This window comes from uncultured Campylobacter sp., from assembly GCF_937980635.1.
Classification (GTDB): domain Bacteria; phylum Campylobacterota; class Campylobacteria; order Campylobacterales; family Campylobacteraceae; genus Campylobacter_B.
On the sequence record NZ_CALJPG010000024.1, the window covers coordinates 40,001 to 57,188 of the forward strand.

The window sequence follows — 17,188 nt, forward strand, 5'->3', positions numbered from 1 at the left end:
CCATTAAATTCGCTCACATACGCTCACGTATATGAAAGCCGAAATCATAAAAATTTAATATGATATGTGCTAAAATGCCACATCTGTTTAAGGATTTAGATGCATAAATCAAAGCCACTGCAGTCTTTGCGTCATCATCGACAGAAGACGTCGTGCGAGGCGGAGGCACTGCTGCCAAGTCCTGCGTCTCGCAGCTTGAGGCGGTGCGACAAAAGCGCGTCTGTGCTGCGCCTGCAAACATTTTCGGCTGGGACCGCACGGGCGCGAGGGCGTCACTACAAATCTTGCAGGCGGCTAAAATTTTCATCCGGATCTTTTCTGAAATATTGATCTTGGGGCCATCACGAAAGAATTTTACCGCAAGCCTTTCGCCTACGAGCCGGAAGGCGGAATTTAAGGCGAAATTTTAAGCGGATTTCGATGAAGCGAAATTTCAAAGATTAAATTTAAGGCAAAAGATAAAATTTAAAGCAAGGGGAGGTATGAAAAATTTTAAATTTATGCTCGCGCTGCTGATACTAGCGACGATTGCGACGATCGCGATATCGCTTTGTATAGGGCGCTTCGGCCTAAGCATCACTGAGGTTCTGAAAGCGCTTAGCGGCGGCGAGGTAGCGCAAAACGTCCACAACGTCGTTATGGATGTGCGCCTGCCGCGCATCATCGCCGCGGTGCTCGTGGGTGCGGCGCTGGGCATCAGCGGCACTGCGTATCAGGGCGTCTTTAAAAACCAGCTTGTCTCGCCCGATCTTTTAGGCGTCAGCGCCGGAGCTTGCGTGGGCGCTGCGATCGCGATCCTGCTTGATCTAAACATCCTTTTGATCCAGCTTTTCGCCTTCGTTTTCGGGCTTGCGGCGGTTTGCATTACGCTTCTGATTACGCGCGCGCTGCGTTCGAGCGCTACCATAATGCTCGTGCTTGCGGGCATCATCGTAAGCGGTTTGATGGGCGCGCTGATCGGATTTTTAAAATTTATGGCAGATCCCGAGACGAAGCTTGCAGACATCGTGTATTGGCAGCTAGGAAGCCTCGCAAAGGTCGATCCTAGCGTACTAGCGATGATAGCGCCGGTGATGGGGGTTTGTATCGCTATCTTGGTGCTGATGAGCTACCGAATAAACGTCCTATCTATGGGCGATGCTACCGCGTCGAAGCTGGGCGTAAACGTCGTTATGGAGCGGGGCATCATCATCGTCTGCGCGACGCTACTAACCGCAAGCAGCGTGTGTATCAGCGGCATAGTCGCGTGGGTAGGGCTTTTGATGCCGCACCTAACGCGCATGATCGTGGGCGTGAGCAATACCAAGGCTATCCCCGCGAGCATATTTTTAAGCGCGATCTTCGTGCTCATCGTAGATGACGTAGCGCGCAGCATAAATCAAAGCGAGATCCCGTTAGGGGTGCTTACGGGCTTTATCGGCACGCTATTTTTTATATTCATCCTGCTTAAAAACAAAAGGAAGCTAAATGGTTAGGATTGAGAGCTTAGACTTCGGCTACGTAAAATCCGCCCCTCTGACGCTGCGCGACGTGAATTTCAACCTCGAAGCGGGCGCGATGCTGACGATTTTGGGGCAAAACGGCGCGGGCAAATCGACGCTTTTAAATTTAATCAGCGGCACGCTTGAGCCTCTGCGCGGTAAAATTTCAATTGACGGCAAGGATATGGCAAGCCTCAGCGCCAAAGGGCGCGCCGAGATCATCGGCTACGTCTCGCAAAGCGAGGTCTGCGAGTACGACTACAGCGTCTTTGAATACGTCCTGATGGGGCGCACGGCGCATATCGGGATCTTTTCGCAGCCGAGCGAAAACGACTACAAGCTCGCGCAGCGCTACATGAAAATGCTTGAAATTTGGCACCTAAAAGACAAGATCATCACGCGCCTAAGCGGCGGTCAGAGGCAGATGGCGTCCATCGCGCGCGCCCTTTGCAGCGAGCCTAAGATAGTGATCTTCGACGAGCCCACTTCGGCGTTAGACTTTGCCAACCAATACAAATTCCTCCGCGCCACGAAGGAGCTTTTAAAAAACGGCTACACCGTAGTTTTAGCCACGCACAATCCCGACTTCGCGCTGCTTTTAGGCGGATACGTCGCGCTCGTAAAAGGCGGCGGCGAGGTCGCATACGGCAAGGCCGAGCAGATCATAAAAAGCGAAATTTTAAGCAAGCTATACGATCTGAAGCTCGACGTCAGCTACAACGAAAGGGTCGGCAGGGTGTGTTGCTTGACGTATCCGTTTTGATCCTAACTTCTCGCGGCGGCTAAGCCGCCGCTGCGAGCGGGAGTGCAAGCACTCCCTGCACCCACCTAAAGTTACAGAAATTTTGCTACGCAAAATTTTAAAATTTATCGGTTTAACTTCGCGGACGAGCACAGCTTGTCCTTAAATATAGAAGCTTTTTAAATTTAAAATTTTATCGGTTTAGTCGCGATAGTGAAAGTGTTTGCAGGCGCTAGCGGCGGTAAAATTTTAACGTCCGCGGCGGGGATTTTACGGCGGCGAAATTTTAAAATTTCAAAGCGGGCGGCGAGGCCGGAATTTTAAAATTCGCTCTAAATTTTAAGCATAAAAATCAAAATTTATCGTTACAATTACGTAAAATTTTTAAGGAGCGAAAATGAAAAAAATAGTTCTTTTAAGCGCAGCTGCGGCGCTTGCCGTAAATTTAAGCGCGCAGGAAAACAGCCTTGAGATCTACGCAAACTCCGCCTTCTTGTACCAAAACTTCGGCGCGCAAAAATCAAACTTCAGCGTGAATGTGCCGGAGTACTTGGATATCCGCAGCATCGAGATCGCGGGCTCTTGCGAAGTGCGCGAATTGTCTTTGGGAGAGATCGAGCCCGTGAAAAACGCGGAATTCGCCAAAAAAGAGGCGGACGAAAAGAGCCTGCGCGAGCTAAACGACCGCCTGGTCGCGCTTAAGGCGCAGCAGCGCTTTTTAAGTGACTTTGCGAGCTTAAAAGATAGAAGCTTGGCGAGTTTAAAAGCGGATTCGCAAAAAATTTACGACGAAGTCCTGCTTGTAGCGGGCGAAATTTCAAAGACGGACGAGCAAATCGGAAAGCTCAAAGAGAAAATTTCAAAATACGCGATCAAAAACGAGCGCCGCTTAAACGCGAACTTTGGCTGCGATCCGAGCTTTGTAAAAATAAGCTACCCCGTTGACGTGAGCGCTTACACGCACAACGAGCTCTCGGCAGATCTTGCTAGCGGCAAAATCGAGGTCGCGCAAAAGCTCTCGGTGCAAAATCCGCTAAACGCGGAGCTAGCAAATTTAACGATCGCGCTGTATCCTTACGAATACTCCTCGCAGACCGCGCCGCAGCCGTTTTATCCGTGGTATGAGGGCGAGCCTGCAAGACCGGCACCCGCGGCGGCGTATAAAAAGGACGTGATGCTAGAGACGGCGACTATGGATAGGGTCGCGCCCGCGGCGGAGGCTAGATCGTCGTATGCAAGGACGGGCGCGAATATCGAAAACTCGCTCTCAAAGGTGTGGAAAATCAGCGGCGTAAGCCTCAAAGCGGGCGAGGCGGGCGAGTTTAGCTTCGATAAACAGAGCCTGGATGCGAAATTTGATCTGCTCATCGACGGCTACGGCAGCGAGGCAGCCTACGTACGAGCTAAATTTAGCCCCGAAAGAAACATAGAGGAGGGCGAAACGCTAATAAAGCTTGACGGCGTGCAGATCGGGCTCATGCATCTAGGCTTTGCCGCAAACGCCGAGGCTACGGCGTATCTGGGTAAAAACAGCCTGATCGAAATCAAAAAAGAGCAGGCGAACAACTTTACGAAAAACTCCTTTTTCGGCGGCGAAAGCAAAAATTCCATGGCTTGGGAATACGAGATCAAAAACGGCTCCAAGCGCGCTTGGAACGTGGTTTTACAAGAGCGAGCGCCCGTTTCGACGCATGAGGACGTAAAGGTCGCGCTGAAAAACTCGCCCGAGCAGAGCAGCCTCGGCAAGGACGGACTACTTAGCTGGGACTTTGAGCTAAAGCCGGGCGAGAGCAAAAAGATCCGCTTCGGCTACGAGCTAAGCAAACCGAAGAAATAACGAGCTTTGGCGCGGCGCGGTTAAATTTTGCGCAGCGGAGTAGCTTTTTGCGGTGCGGCCAAATTTTATGCGGCACCGTTTTATAAGACGGGCTCCCCTTTCGCCGCGCCGCTGAATTTTACGCGATAGACCGACTTTTTACGGCGCGATTAAATTTTGCCGGCATAAAACTAAGGCGCGGCTTTAGAGCTTATCTGAAATTTTTGGCGCCGCGGCGAGAGAAATTTGAGCGCCGCGAAAACCAAAATTTAAATGTTGCGACGATTTAAAATTTAGCGGCGCGAGATATGAAATTTAGCGATGCAAAGGGGTTTTGGCGCGGATAGAAAAACTTTGAGCATCGCGTAAATTTATCTCAAATTTAAAAAGCTCAGGGCGATGAACGCGGAGCAAAGGTATAAATTTCACGGAGCGGCGAGGTGCGTTTGCTTCGCTGGCGACATTTAAAGGATCATTATGAAATTCTACAAATCTCTTAAATTTAAAATTCTAGCCGCAGTGCTACTTCTGGCGGCGATACTCTGTGCCGCATTTATCCGCATCATCCCCGATTACTCCACTTCACGAGGTTTCGCTGTCGTTTCTCTTTCCGACTATAACAAATACAAACAAGGCTATTGTCTAAAAGAGGATAGAATTTTATCCAAAGAGGAGTTGTATAAAAAAGTGGGAGGAGCATATTTAGATAATAATGTGAAATTATACCAAATGATCGATGCTTATAGGTTGAAAACCTTCGGTAGTCTTTGGTCTAGTAGATACGAGGTTGCATACTACGAACTAGAAAATATAAACTTATCGAATTGTTTTGAAGTGTTAGAAAAATATTATCAAGAGGGAAAAACGACCGAGCAGATACTGATGAAAGAGCTAAAGGCTAAAAAAACCGATCCAAAGAAATATCTAAAAATAAATTTGAACGATACGAGCGTTGGATTTGACAGACCGATAGTTAGGGTTGACGGTGGTGAGGAAGAGGTCACAGGCACTTTGTTTCTTGATAAATTCGCTATATTTAACGGTAATTATATGCAGTTTAACCATTCGGAGTATCTGTGCGATACGATAGGAAATTTTATTATCGAGAAGAAATACTATAAAGAGAGAAAAAATGCCGTAGTCGGTATCGGAAAAGGTTTTAAATTTGATAACTGCGGCAATATAAATTATCCGCTGGAAGAATATTATTTGGGCGGTAGAGATATAGAGATGCGCTAAATTCTCTAATATTAATTTCATTAAAAATTTATGGGACTTAAGACCGATGGATGCAAAGCAAGGGTATAAATTTCACAGGACGGCGAGATATCTGCTAGCTTAGCGGGTGGTTATCTTACTTGTTTGGCAGGCGGCGGGCCTGATCGGTTCGGTTTTGCAGGTAGGCGACGTCTTTGATTTTGGCGGTTTTGCCGATAGACGATACGCCAAACGCGCCACTTTTTTGCGGCAGAATTTGCGATTTTGGCTTGCGCGCTGTTTTGGTATTTGTTCAAAAAGTATAAAAATTTTAAGCCAAGCAAGCTTTTTGTAAAAAATCCAAATCTCAGTTTGCTAATTTTTACGGTAGAAAATTTATCGCTCGGCGCTTTTTACGGCGGGTTTTTAGCATGCCTCGCGGCGGGGTATTTTTGGAGTGAGCGTGCCGCCGGCTGGAGCGTGGCGTTTGCATTTGCGTTCGCGCCCGTTTGTCTGATCGTTTTCGTGATTTCGTATATGTTTAACGAAAAGAAAAGCTAAACTTATCCGCCTTTCGCGCCCACTAAATTTTATCTCTCGCGCGGTACGGACTTAGGCGCGGATTTAGCCCGCGCAAGCTGGGCGAGATTTAAAATTTAGCTCATCTGCTTGCTTTAAAATTTTAAAATTTCGTCGTCGCAAAAGCTCCGCCGCGGGCGCTAAATTTTATCTTCTACGCGCTTGCAGGCTTGAACACGGATTTAGCTCGCACAAGCCGAGTGCGAAATTTTGCCACGGATAAAATTCTCGCTAGCCGCCGTGTTTTGAAATTTATATAAAACGCGCTTATCCTCGCTACGACATTTACAAAATTTTAAAACGGCGCGAAACTCGCCTTGCAAACGGCGATTGCACCGCGGGCTTATCTATTTATTTATGCGGGCAGCGAAGTCTTCGACAGGCTAAAGACGAAGCTCTTATCTTAGTCGCAAAGCAAATCCGAGCTTTAGCAGAGAAAAACGCGAGCGGTGAATGCAAAAGCAAAAACCAAGCGGGTGCGTTTGCCCGAAGCCTAGCCCTTTAATTTCATCATTTTTTCTAAAATTTCATACACGAGATCAAGCTTCGTAAAGCCGTCTCTATCCAAAAAATGCCCGCCTTTTTCCACCTCGTAAAACTTAGCATCGATCTGCTCCGCTAACTCGCGACTGAAGCTAAACGGCACGATATAATCGTCCTTCGCAGAAATTACAACGCGCTGTTTTGCGGCGGCTTTTATGCGCTCAAAATCAAAGCCTTTATCCATAAACTCGTCTAAAATTTTAAATTGTGGATCGCTAAGCGGCTTTGCAAGCCCCGAGACCAGCACGACGCCCTCTACTGCGCCGCTTGCGGCACTGCTTTGCAAAAAATTTAAGATCGTAGGGCAGCCGAGGCTGTGTCCGACCAGATAGACTTCGCCTTTAAATTTTACGCTTTCTCGCAGAGTTTTCAGCCACTCATCAAGCCTTGGGTGCGCAGGCGTGGGCATCGTTAAAATTTCCGCCCTCGCGCCCGATTTTTCGATCTCGCTTTTAAGCCAGGCAAACCAATGGCTTTTAGGCGAAGCATCGTAACCGTGCACGATATAGACGCACTTTTGCATATTTTCTCCTTTAAATTTAAGCCCTTTGCGCGCAGAATTTTAAAATTTCAATCTGCGCGCTAGCCCCTACAGATCGTGATTTTATCGGCAAATTTACCCAAAAAGTGATACCCCGAGCCCGCCTGCGCGATGATGTCGAGCACCGCGTCCGCATCTCGCACGAGCGTGCCGCCCGCAAAGTCCACGCCGCGCTCAAACAGCGCCTGCGGCAGTAGCGGCGTGGTAGGCCCCACGAGCACGAGCTTGGCGCCGCTTTTTTTCAGGCGCAAAAGTCCATCCAGCGTGTCGTTGATGAGCGTCGTAGCCGTGATTATAACGTTATCTGCGCGCGGCACGACGCTTGCGGCCTCGCTTGCAGGCAGGTAAAACGGCAGTTCCGCCTGCTTGAGCGTGCTTTTGTCAAGCTCTAAAATTTTAAAATCTGCGCCATTTTTCATCAGCGTCTTGATGTAGGGCACCAGCGCGCCCACGACGACGCTAAAGCTGCCGCGCTCGATCTGCAGCTGCTCAAAGGGATCGGCGCCGAATTTCACGTCGTAATCCGCGCGGATTTTATCAAAACACGCCCTGCCTAGCGCATTTAGCGCGGCGAGCGCGAGCGTCTTTTTAAGCGGCGCGGCGGAGTTTAGATCGCGCAGCAGATAGCGCACGCTCCTGTCCGCGATATTGCCCGAATCGGGCATCACGCTTGCTTGCGAGGGGCAGCAAACGGCGCCCGATAGGGACTTTAGCGGCGTATAGCTAAGCCCGCACGCGCCTCCTTGCAGCTTTACGCCGCTAAAAAACAGCCCCACGACCGCGCGCTCGATCTTAAGTTCCAGCGCCTGGGCGCCTAAAATTTCTTTCGCATACTCTAGCGTCTGATCTAAAATTTCGCTCATTTTCGCTCCTTTAATGTGGAATTTGGCGCCATTATAGCTTAAAATTTCGGCGCCCGTATTGATATAAATTTATTGATCGCGCGACGGGCGAATGCGGCTTGGAATTTTAAACTAATCGGCGGTGGGACGAAGCGGCAGGCGCGGGTTCGGACGGGTCAAATTTAACGAGCAAGCCGATGCGAGCAGGCAATGCGAGCTAAATTCCATAAAAGCGGACGAGTGAGAGTTTGGACATAGACGAGTAAATTTAACAATAGTAAGCCGATACAGGCTGATTTAGGCTAGCTTAATGAGCGAATGCGGGCTAAATTTCATTTTCCGATATGCCGCAAGGCTAAATTTTATTTTCGGATAGCAGGATGTTGATGAGCGGATTTAGCAGCGTCTCGCCGCGAGCGGCGCACAGCACGATCTCGTCGTAGTAGTAGTCGCTCCTGCCGTAGTTGTGAAACTCATACGCGCCAAAGCCGTAACCCATCGGCGTGATCTCGACGCGCGAGTACCAAGCGTCCTTGGCGATGATGTATTTTTCGGTGTCTTGCGAATAAACCCATACCACGATCTCATCTTTATTTTTTTGCCGCATCAGCCATATGAAGACGTTTGCGATGTCGTTGAAAAAATATGTATCGCCGTTTGGCATAACGGCCTGAGCGGTGTTGTACAGATCGTTTATCACCGTGCCGCTCTCGTGACATAGGTATTTGCCAAATTCGATCTGCAGCGGCTGCTTATCGGTGTTGCCGTGGCGCACGGAAATTTTGGATTCGGCTATATCCATGGACGATATGAGCAGCCCCATCACGCAGGCGAGCAAAACCGCGGCAAAAATTTTCTTAATCATAGCAGTGCGCCCCGCACGAAGTAGTATTTGACGACGTAGGCGCTGCAGATAAGCGCGTTTAGAATAAGCCAGAACGAGGAGTATTTAAGCAGGTGGGTGTAGGCGCGCTTGGTGATGAGCTCCGTTAAAAACGGCACGATGCCAAAAAATATACCCAAAAACAGCGAGCCCCAAATCGCATAGCCGACGAAGTAATAATCCTTCAAAAGCATGCAATACGGGCATTTGTGATTGGGCTGCTCGTAAACGTAAAGCCCGAAAAAATAGGTGATCGCGTAGTATGCGACGAACAAAAAGAGCAAATTCAGAGCAAAGCTCGCCATCGACTGCTTTAAGAAATTTAAGATCAAAATGGCGCCCAATATCGCGTAGAAAAAGGTCGCCAAAAGCGCCTGCGTGTATCCGAACGGGAGCTTCGGCGCGCGAAATACGACCGAGCAACAAAACACAGGCACACGCAGCGGGATATTGGTAAAAAATAGAATTTCTAAAATAAACTCCGCCAAAACGCCCGTAAAAAGGATGGTAAAGATCAGGTATTTGCGCTTTAGATAGGGGAATTTGCCCGCTTTAAGATCGAGGCTGTTTAAAATAAGCCAGAGCCCAAAGCCAAAGATCAGTAAAATTTTTAAAAGCAGTAGGATGTTGCCGTAGCGGTTCGAGCCCACGACGCCTGCGGAACACATCGCACCCGGCACGATCGAAGAGAGCTCGTTCAGGCAAAGCGCGAAAAATATAAACAAAATGATCTTGCACGCTATCGTGAAGAACAAAATGGTGTTGATGAGATAGTTTCTTTTCTCCAGGGCGTATTGTAAATTTGAGGTGGCGTTAAAGTCCCAATAGCGCATGATCCGCACGATGTGAAACTGCGAGATCGCCATCAGCGCTATTACGATCAGCTCCACGGCCAAAAACGCGATCACGCTACCCGATAAAAATACGCTCATGCAGAAATTTCTCCGTCTTTTAAAAACACGTATCGATCTACGAAATCCAGCTCGTCGAAGAGTATATCGTGCGTCGCGATCAAAACGGTTTTTTTAAGCTCTTTGAGCTTTGAAAGCATCCCCACAAAACCGAGCGAGTTTTGTTTGTCTAAATTTGCCGTCGGCTCGTCGGCCAAGATGATTTGCGGTCCCATCACAAGCGCCCTTGCGATAGCACAGCGCTGCTTCTCGCCGCCGCTAAGACTGGAGACGATCTGATCTTTTTTATGCGCGATATTAGCAATCTGCATCGCTTCATCTATGCGCGCGCCAAGCTCATCCCTGCCCAGCCGTTCAAGACTAAGCGGCGCAAGGATGTTTTTATAGACGCTAAGCGCCTCAAGCAGGTTGAAAGACTGGAAGATAAATCCGATTTTTTTATGGCGATACGCGGAGCTTTCGATATCGGCAAGCTTAGAGACGTTTGCGCCGTCCACCAAAACCTCGCCGCTGCTCGGCTTAGCAAGCGCGCCTATGATGGATAAAAGCGTGCTTTTGCCGCTGCCGCTAACCCCTTTTAAGATTACAATCTGCCCTTCCTCGACGCTTAAGCTTATATTTTTCAAAGCGCAAAATTCATTCGCCCTGCCCTCGTTGTAAATTTTGCAAAGCTGCTTGATCTCTATCTTGCTCATTTGACCGCCTCGCTCATATCGCCGATAGCTATGCGCCACGAAGGGATGATGACGAACGCTAAAAACGGGATCACGCTAAAGACGAAGATCAAAAAGAGCATATTGAAATTTATCGCGGGCGTGAAGGTGATGAAATTTCGCAGCTCGCCGCCTAAGAATATATCGCGCAAAAGCGGTGCGTCTAGAACAAAAACATAAGCATACGCACCCGCGACGCCGAGCAGATAAGCGCTTAGCGAGACGATGAAATTTTGAATAAATTTCATCGCGATGATGTCCTTTATACAAAAGCCTATACTGCGCAAGATCGCGATCTCCTTTTTCTTCTCGCCGTATGCGAGCGAAATTTGATTTTTCAGCAAGATGAAAAACGAGATCATCGCCACGGCGTAAAGCACCATAAAAATTCCGCCCTTGTAATAATACAGATGCCTCACTTCGGCTACCGCGTCCTCGGCGCTAAGGGCTTGCGTGTTGGGGTATAAATTTACGATCTTAAGCGCTACTTCGCTTACTTCGTTGGGGTTGGGCACGCTTACGTAGAGCTTGGTGTATTCGCCCTCCTTCAGGCTTAGCACCTCGCGTGCGGTAACGGGATTTAGATAGATCACGTCGTTTGAGACGATGCTGCTTTCGTGCGGTGAAATTTTATTAATCTTAATCGCGATTAGGCGCTGCTCAGTCAAAAAATGAAACTCGTCCTCGTAGTACCACTCGCCCATCGCCGCCTTTACCCCCTCGCCTACGATCATTTCCTTTTCGCTCAGGCTTTCGTCGCCTACGATATGAAACCAAACGCGCTTTTGAGCGAAGTAATACATCCCGTCCACGGCTCCCTGCACTTCGCTGACGCCCGCGATCTTAGAGACGTCGTAAATATAGCCGTCGTGCATCAGGTCGCGTTTGCCCGCGCGCAAAGCCTCTACGACGATGTCGGGTCTGAGCTTGATGACCTTTTCAAGATCGCTTTGAATGGAGCCCGAGATGAAAAGCACCGAGCTTAAAATAAAAACGATAAAGGCGAATATCGCAAAGCTAAAGGAGTGATCGGCTCTGTCTTTTCGCAGCAGAGTTACGGAGTAGTCGATAAAATTTTTACTTATCATAGACAAACTCCGCGTAGGCCTTGCTCTTAAAGCTGCTTGAGAGCCGCACGTCCCTTATCTCGCGCGCGAGCTTTTGCAGACACTGCTCGCTCTTTGCGCGATCAAAGCTTACGTAATGTACCGCAATGAGCGCGTAAAGGGCGGCAAAAAAGATAATTAAAGCGCAAATGAGCCTCATAGCCCCTCTATCACGCTCTCTTGAATTTCGTCAAATTTAAGTACGCTCTTGCCTCCGTGATCTTTGGCGAAGGTCTTAGCCGCGCTCTCACTATCAAACGCAATGAGCTCGTCGCCCATCGGTCCTAGGACGTTGGAGCCGAGCACGTAAAAAGCGCTTTTAGCATCGATCTTGTGTAGCTTGTAGTAATCGGTTACGAAAATTTTATCAAAGCCCTTGCCCTTTTCGAAGTAGTATTTCATCATATCTTTTACGCCGTCAAAATACAGACTCTCGCCGCCCTGAACCTCTATCATCGCCGCCCAGTTAGGGTTTTTACCTACCAGCATACCGCAGACCGGGCATTTAGCGCCTTCCGGCACGACGATCTTTTCAGGCTTTTTCGCTTTTGCGTTTTTGTCGCTGCTGCCTAAATTTGCCGGCGCATCCCATAGATACAGCGCCGCGGCTTGCAGGTGTTTGTCGTACTCAGGAGCCTTGCTCGCGCCTTTTGCGTCGCAAACATTTTTGAGATGAGCTTTAAGCTCGGAGATGGCTTTGAAGTTTTTCGCTTCGGTTTTAGCGCAGTTTGTTTCGTAAAATTCCTTACCGTGCGCGTAAACGCCGCCCTCGCGCTTGGCTTTGATCATCTTGTTATCGCCCGCAAAATCCTGCCCCGCAATCTCGTAGGCTTTCGCGAAGTTCACTATCTCGCCGCCGTTTTCGGCCTGGAATTCCTTCGCGTCGGCTTCGGTTGAGAAGGCGTATTTACTATTGCGCGTCATTGTGCCTTTGACTTTGCTACCCACGACGTAAAAGGCTTTATTTGCGTCGATCAAATTTAGATTTTTCGTATCGACGACCTGTGCATCGCTTGGAATTTTCCCCTCCGTTAGCTCGTACAAGCAGTGCAGAGAAGCTACTTGCTTGCCGTTCCAAACGTGGTTGGTTTTATAAAATTTAACCAAATTCATTCCGCAAACGGCGCAGTATTCTTTGCCCTCGCCGCTTCCGACGAGCGTAGCCTTGCTAGGATCTACGCTTTGAAACATAGGCTTTGCCGGTTTATTGGCCCCGTCCATAGAGGCGCCGCAAACGAGCGCAACAAGCGCTGCCGAAACTAAAAACGAACGTAAAATCATACCGTCTCCTTAAAAATTTGATGTTTTAAATCTACTTACTAATCGAGTTTAAAAATTCCAAATTCTCGCATCCCATCTTGATGCCGCCGTCGCAGCTTTTTTTGAAAAGCTCTTTTGCTTTGGCGTTATCGGACTTCACGCCCTTACCTTCGGCATACATTATGGCTAAGTTATTGCAGCCGTCGAAGTGACCGAGGTTGCACGCCTTTTCATACTGCTGCTTTGCCTGCCTATAATCCTGGCTTACCCCCTGCCCGAAGGCGTATAGATAACCTAGATTGTTGCAGCCGATGCCGATGTCGCCGCCGCAAGCTTTTTCGTAAAAAATTTTAGCCTTTGCGAAGCTTTGCTGCACGCCTTCGCCCTTTAGATACAGATAGCCCAGGTTGTTGCAGCCCATCATATCGCCGTAGGTGCAGGCCTTCTCATAAAGGCTCGCCGCCTTGGCGACATCCTTTGCAAGCCCCGCGCCGTTTGCGTATAAAAGCCCAAGCGAGGTGCAGCCTTCGTTATCTTTGCAGGCTTTTTCGTAATAAGCCGCGGCTTTGGTAAAATTTTGATCCGCGCCGTTGCCGCTCTCAAAAATATAGCCTAGATTGTTGCACGCAAGCGCAAATTTAGCGCTACACGCTTTCTCGTAGAGGCTGATCGCTTTTTCGAAATTTTTCTCTACGTTGCCGGTGCCCTCAAAATACAAAACGGCTAGATTATAGCAGCCCGAAGCTTTATTTTCCAAACCGCACGCTCGCTCGTAAATTTCTGCGAGTTTTTTATGATCGCCGCTTTGCTGAGCTTGAATGCCCTCGCTGATAAAGCCCGCATTTGCCGCGGCAGCCAAGGCTAACGCTATTAGAAATTTTTTCAAATTTACTCCTTCATATCGTTTTTACGTCCCTGCCCCTAAAAGCAAGAGCGATTATTAAAAATACCGCCGCTATTATACAATAAAACGGCGCGGGTATCTGCGGCGCATCGCCCGCGGCGTAAGAGTGCATGCCGGTGAGGTAAAAATTTACGCCGAAATAGGTCATTATGATCGAGCTATACGCGAGCGTCGAGCTCACGCAATAAACATAGATCGAGCCGAGCTTCGGGATAAGCTTTAGATGCAGCACGATCGCATAGACGATGATCGAGACATACGACCAAGTCTCTTTGCTATCCCAGCCCCAGTATCGCCCCCAGCTCTCATTCGCCCACACGCCGCCGAAGAAATTTCCGAGCGTCAGCATCGAAAGCCCCACGATGAGGCTGATCTCGTTGATCGCCGTTATATATCTGATCTGAGCGTTAAGCCGCTCGCGATTGGCGCTGTTTTTAAGCGCCATCAAAACAAGAGCCAAAAGCCCAAGTAGGCAGCTAAGCCCTAAAAATCCATAGCTAGCCGTGATAACCGAGACGTGGATGCTAAGCCAATACGATTTTAGCACCGGCACGAGGTTGGTAATCTGCGGATTTACGAAGCTCATATGCGCTACGAGCATCACGATGCTAGCTAGCAAGCAGCTCGCGCTTAGCGTAAGCAGGGACTTTCTAAAAAATATGATCCCCGCAAGCGCCGCCGACCAGCCAATGTAGATCATCGATTCATAGCTATCGCTCCACGGCGCGTGAGCCGCGACGTACCAGCGCAGCACAAGCGCGAGGGTATGTGCTGCAAAGCTTGCGGCAAAGGCCGCAAATAAAATTTTTTGCGCGAGCGTGAAGCGCTTACCGCAAAGCGCGCCCAAAAGCGCTAAAACAAGAGCTACGCCGCCTAGGATCATATAGCAATAAACGAGCTTTTTGAAAACCGAAGCTTTATTGTAAAACACCTCGGCTTTGACGCGACTAACGCTTGGAAGAATAGCTGCCGAGGTGGCTCTTTGGTAGCTTTTCAGCTCTGCAAGCGCGCTGTCCGCTTTAGCCCAATCATTATCCGAAATTCCATCCTGCAAGCCGTTTAGATAATCGTTTAGCACGCCTTTGATCTGCGGCGCGATCCTATAATCCGCAAAGGCGTCGTTCGGCGAGAGCCAGGTGTTTTGCGGGTCGTTCGGCACGGGGATAAATTTAAAAAACACCCCCCTAAAGGTCAAATACGCGATATTTAGCCGCTCGTCGAATTTAATCAGCTCGTTATCGAGCGCGGCGCGGCGCGAGGCGCTTTTTTCATTCGCCTCGTCCAGGGCATGGGCGAGCTTGTAGTTGCCGTTTTCATCAAAGACCGAATTAAAGCTCGCATATCGCTCCTGCGGGGCTAAGCCCAGCATCTTTTTGATCTCGTCGTTTTTGATCTTAATGATCTTTTGATCGCGCCAAAACGCAGGATTTAGGCTCATTCCTAGGATCATCTGCTCGGCGCTTAAGCCGTAAAGCGAATCCGTGCCTGAAATTTTATTTACGATCTCGCTTGCTTCGATGCTAAGCGGCTTGATCCTGCCCATGTAATCTTGCACCAAAAGCTCCGCGAACGCGCCGTTTGCATGAACGCGCGAGTTGGCTTTAAGGTTTGCCAGATAGTTTTCATCGGCGGCGCGAAGCTCAATGCTGAAAAAAAGCGGCGCGATTAGAAGAAACGCGGTGGGCGCGTTATTTTTGATAAATTTAGCGAGCTTTTTAAACCTGCTGCCGGCGGTAAAAAGATTTCCGATAAATCCGACGCAAAGCAAGAAATAGCCGAAATAAGTGGGGATTTTACCCGGATCGCGATTAAGCTCTAGCACCGTGCCCAGCTCGTCCGTGTCGTAGGAGGACTGAAAGAGCTTGAAACCGTCAAAGCTTAGCGGGTGGTTCATATAAATTTCATGCTCTCCCGCGCTCTTGCCCTCTTTTAAAATTTCAACGTCGCTGGCGTAGGATGACGGACTTTGCGAGCCGGGATAGCGCTCGAGCTTAAATTTCAAAAGCTTTACCGCAAACGGAAGCTCTATGAGCTTCGAGCCCCAGCTTAGCATTATCTCCTCGCCGTCAAAGTTTAAAATTTTGGGTTCACCCAGCCAGCCCGCACCGCCGCGCAGCTCCGCTTTTTGCTCGATTCCGCCCTCAAAGCCCGCCTTTACCGCAAGCGTGCCCTGCTCGCCTTTGGGCGCGGGTTTGTAGGAGCTAAATTTGACGGTGAAGCTTTTGGAATTTATACTTTGCGTGAAGCTAAAATCGTTATTGCCGATCTGAGATAGATTTAGCGGATGCTCAAACAGCGCGTCTTGCGTGCGGATTTGCAAGTATGGTTTGACGCTTACCATCTCGCTTTCGCTCTCGCCCGCTCTTACGTGCAGCACGCCCTCGGTGCCGAAATAGCGCGTCAGCGCCGCGCCGACAAAGATAACGATAAATGCCGCGTGAAGTACGAATGAACCGAAGCGGCGCCACATTTTGGTTTTAATTATAATGCCGAGCAGGCTCAGCGTCGCAGCACCCATGACGCACTCATACCAGCGCGCCTCATAGACTAAAATTTTAGCAGTTTGCGTATCGTAAATGCTTTCTAAAAAGGTTGCGACGCCGGCACCTGCAGCTAGAATGAAAAGGAGGCAGAGCGCGAACTTGTAAGAGATGAAAAATTTTAATATTTTTAGCGCGCTCATTAACCCTCCGCAGTTTTACATTATTATATCGTAAGTTTGTCCCGCGTATAGTATAAACATTCTAAGAAGTAATACCCCAACCACGCTGGCAAGCGCGCTAACGTAGAACGCAAACGCGGTGTGAGCGATCTTTTTGCCTAGTGCGAAATTTAAAACGAGCGGTACGCAAAAGCCTACGCCCACGACGCCTAGCCAAAACATCTTCGCATAAAATCCCTCGTTAAATGCGACGCTCGCGGCTTTTTGCACGTCGCTGCCAGTGATAAGCGAGACGAAAATCATGCCGATTAGTAAAATTTCCATCGCCAAAACCGGCCACTCGACCGCGTGTAAAATTTTAAGATCGCCGCCGTGCGGGTCTGCTTTAAAGAAAAGCGCGGCTATGAGGCTTGAGCCCGCAATTCCCGCCGATAAGCCAGACGCCACGAAAAGCGCAGGCAAAACGGCTGTATTAAGGATAGGAAATCTAACTAAAACCGAGATCAAAAAGCCGGTATAGGCGCAGATCGCAACCGCAAAAACAAGCGTAAGCGCAAGAAGTAACGGGCGAAGCGCGTTTAAAATTTTCATTACGAGCGTGAAAAGCCCTTTTAAAAAAGTAAGTCTGCGCGATAAAAATCCGCTAAGATCAGCTTCAAACGCATAAAGGCAGGCTACGAAGCTAAGCGGAATATAGACGCAAAGCGCCGCCACGCCCACGGACATAACCGAGGTAAAGTTGTAATTAATCAAAATTTTCCAAAAAAGAAGCGGCCTCTCAAGGTCGGCTACCAGGCAGACCATACCGAGTAAGATCGCTACGAAAGATAGCAGCGACGCAGCTTTAAACAGCGGCGTGCTCTCGGTCTGTTTTTTGTAAAATTTGACGAGGATCGCGACTATCAAAGCGCCGCCGCTCATACCCGCTAGCAAAAGATAGACCGCGATTGGCCAGCCCCACTCCACGCCGTGCGAGAAGGTCGCAGTGAAATTTATGGCTCCGTTCAT

16 protein-coding genes are annotated in these 17,188 nt (G+C 49.0%); 4 read left to right on the plus strand and 12 right to left on the minus strand.

What is annotated here, in order from left to right:
• Window positions 1–13: 13 nt before the first annotated feature.
• A complete protein-coding gene (locus Q0460_RS07325; protein WP_299086155.1) occupies window positions 14–307 on the minus strand; it encodes a hypothetical protein in 294 nt (97 codons plus the stop codon).
• 175 nt (window positions 308–482) lie between these two features.
• Here Q0460_RS07325 and Q0460_RS07330 point away from each other — a divergent pair, with 175 nt between their 5' ends.
• From Q0460_RS07330 to Q0460_RS07345, 4 genes are all read left to right on the plus strand, one after another.
• Complete coding sequence (locus Q0460_RS07330) at window positions 483–1,475, plus strand: iron ABC transporter permease (RefSeq protein ID WP_299086156.1); 993 nt, start codon at window positions 483–485, stop codon at window positions 1,473–1,475.
• On the plus strand, window positions 1,468–2,244 hold the full coding sequence (locus tag Q0460_RS07335) for an ABC transporter ATP-binding protein (protein WP_299086157.1): 777 nt from the start codon (window positions 1,468–1,470) through the stop codon (window positions 2,242–2,244). Before Q0460_RS07330 ends, Q0460_RS07335 begins: the two co-directional genes overlap by 8 nt.
• A gap of 376 nt (window positions 2,245–2,620) precedes the next feature.
• Window positions 2,621–4,060: a DUF4139 domain-containing protein gene (locus Q0460_RS07340; RefSeq protein WP_299086158.1), complete on the plus strand. Its 1,440-nt coding sequence runs from the start codon at window positions 2,621–2,623 to the stop codon at window positions 4,058–4,060.
• Window positions 4,061–4,516: 456 nt separating this feature from the next.
• Complete coding sequence (locus tag Q0460_RS07345; RefSeq protein WP_299086159.1) at window positions 4,517–5,278, plus strand: hypothetical protein; 762 nt, start codon at window positions 4,517–4,519, stop codon at window positions 5,276–5,278.
• 1,030 nt (window positions 5,279–6,308) lie between these two features.
• Here Q0460_RS07345 and Q0460_RS07350 read toward each other — a convergent pair.
• The 11 genes from Q0460_RS07350 to nrfD form a co-directional block, all read right to left on the minus strand.
• Window positions 6,309–6,881 (minus strand): alpha/beta hydrolase, encoded by a 573-nt coding sequence (locus Q0460_RS07350; protein WP_299086160.1) that lies wholly within the window; start codon window positions 6,879–6,881, stop codon window positions 6,309–6,311.
• A gap of 59 nt (window positions 6,882–6,940) precedes the next feature.
• Window positions 6,941–7,762, minus strand: coding sequence for a DUF364 domain-containing protein (locus Q0460_RS07355; RefSeq protein ID WP_299086161.1), 822 nt, complete (start codon window positions 7,760–7,762; stop codon window positions 6,941–6,943).
• A gap of 334 nt (window positions 7,763–8,096) precedes the next feature.
• Window positions 8,097–8,606: a hypothetical protein gene (locus tag Q0460_RS07360; protein ID WP_299086162.1), complete on the minus strand. Its 510-nt coding sequence runs from the start codon at window positions 8,604–8,606 to the stop codon at window positions 8,097–8,099.
• Entirely contained in the window at window positions 8,603–9,556 is a 954-nt protein-coding gene (locus tag Q0460_RS07365) for a hypothetical protein (protein ID WP_297941331.1), read from the minus strand. Before Q0460_RS07365 ends, Q0460_RS07360 begins: the two co-directional genes overlap by 4 nt.
• Window positions 9,553–10,230: an ABC transporter ATP-binding protein gene (locus Q0460_RS07370; protein WP_299086163.1), complete on the minus strand. Its 678-nt coding sequence runs from the start codon at window positions 10,228–10,230 to the stop codon at window positions 9,553–9,555. The genes Q0460_RS07365 and Q0460_RS07370 overlap by 4 nt, the downstream gene beginning before the upstream one ends.
• Window positions 10,227–11,336, minus strand: coding sequence for an FtsX-like permease family protein (locus Q0460_RS07375; RefSeq protein WP_299086164.1), 1,110 nt, complete (start codon window positions 11,334–11,336; stop codon window positions 10,227–10,229). The genes Q0460_RS07370 and Q0460_RS07375 overlap by 4 nt, the downstream gene beginning before the upstream one ends.
• Complete coding sequence (locus Q0460_RS07380; RefSeq protein ID WP_299086165.1) at window positions 11,326–11,514, minus strand: hypothetical protein; 189 nt, start codon at window positions 11,512–11,514, stop codon at window positions 11,326–11,328. Before Q0460_RS07380 ends, Q0460_RS07375 begins: the two co-directional genes overlap by 11 nt.
• Window positions 11,511–12,635, minus strand: coding sequence for a nitrous oxide reductase accessory protein NosL (locus Q0460_RS07385; protein ID WP_299086166.1), 1,125 nt, complete (start codon window positions 12,633–12,635; stop codon window positions 11,511–11,513). Before Q0460_RS07385 ends, Q0460_RS07380 begins: the two co-directional genes overlap by 4 nt.
• A gap of 31 nt (window positions 12,636–12,666) precedes the next feature.
• Window positions 12,667–13,500 carry a tetratricopeptide repeat protein gene (locus tag Q0460_RS07390; protein WP_299086167.1) on the minus strand — a complete coding sequence of 278 codons (834 nt, stop codon included), beginning with the start codon at window positions 13,498–13,500 and terminating at the stop codon, window positions 12,667–12,669.
• 10 nt (window positions 13,501–13,510) lie between these two features.
• A complete protein-coding gene (ccsA, locus tag Q0460_RS07395) occupies window positions 13,511–16,201 on the minus strand; it encodes a cytochrome c biogenesis protein CcsA (protein ID WP_299086168.1) in 2,691 nt (896 codons plus the stop codon).
• A 15-nt stretch (window positions 16,202–16,216) separates the two neighbouring features.
• The gene (nrfD, locus tag Q0460_RS07400) at window positions 16,217–17,188 is read right to left on the minus strand and encodes an NrfD/PsrC family molybdoenzyme membrane anchor subunit (protein WP_299086169.1); all 972 of its coding nucleotides are present in this window, start codon (window positions 17,186–17,188) and stop codon (window positions 16,217–16,219) included.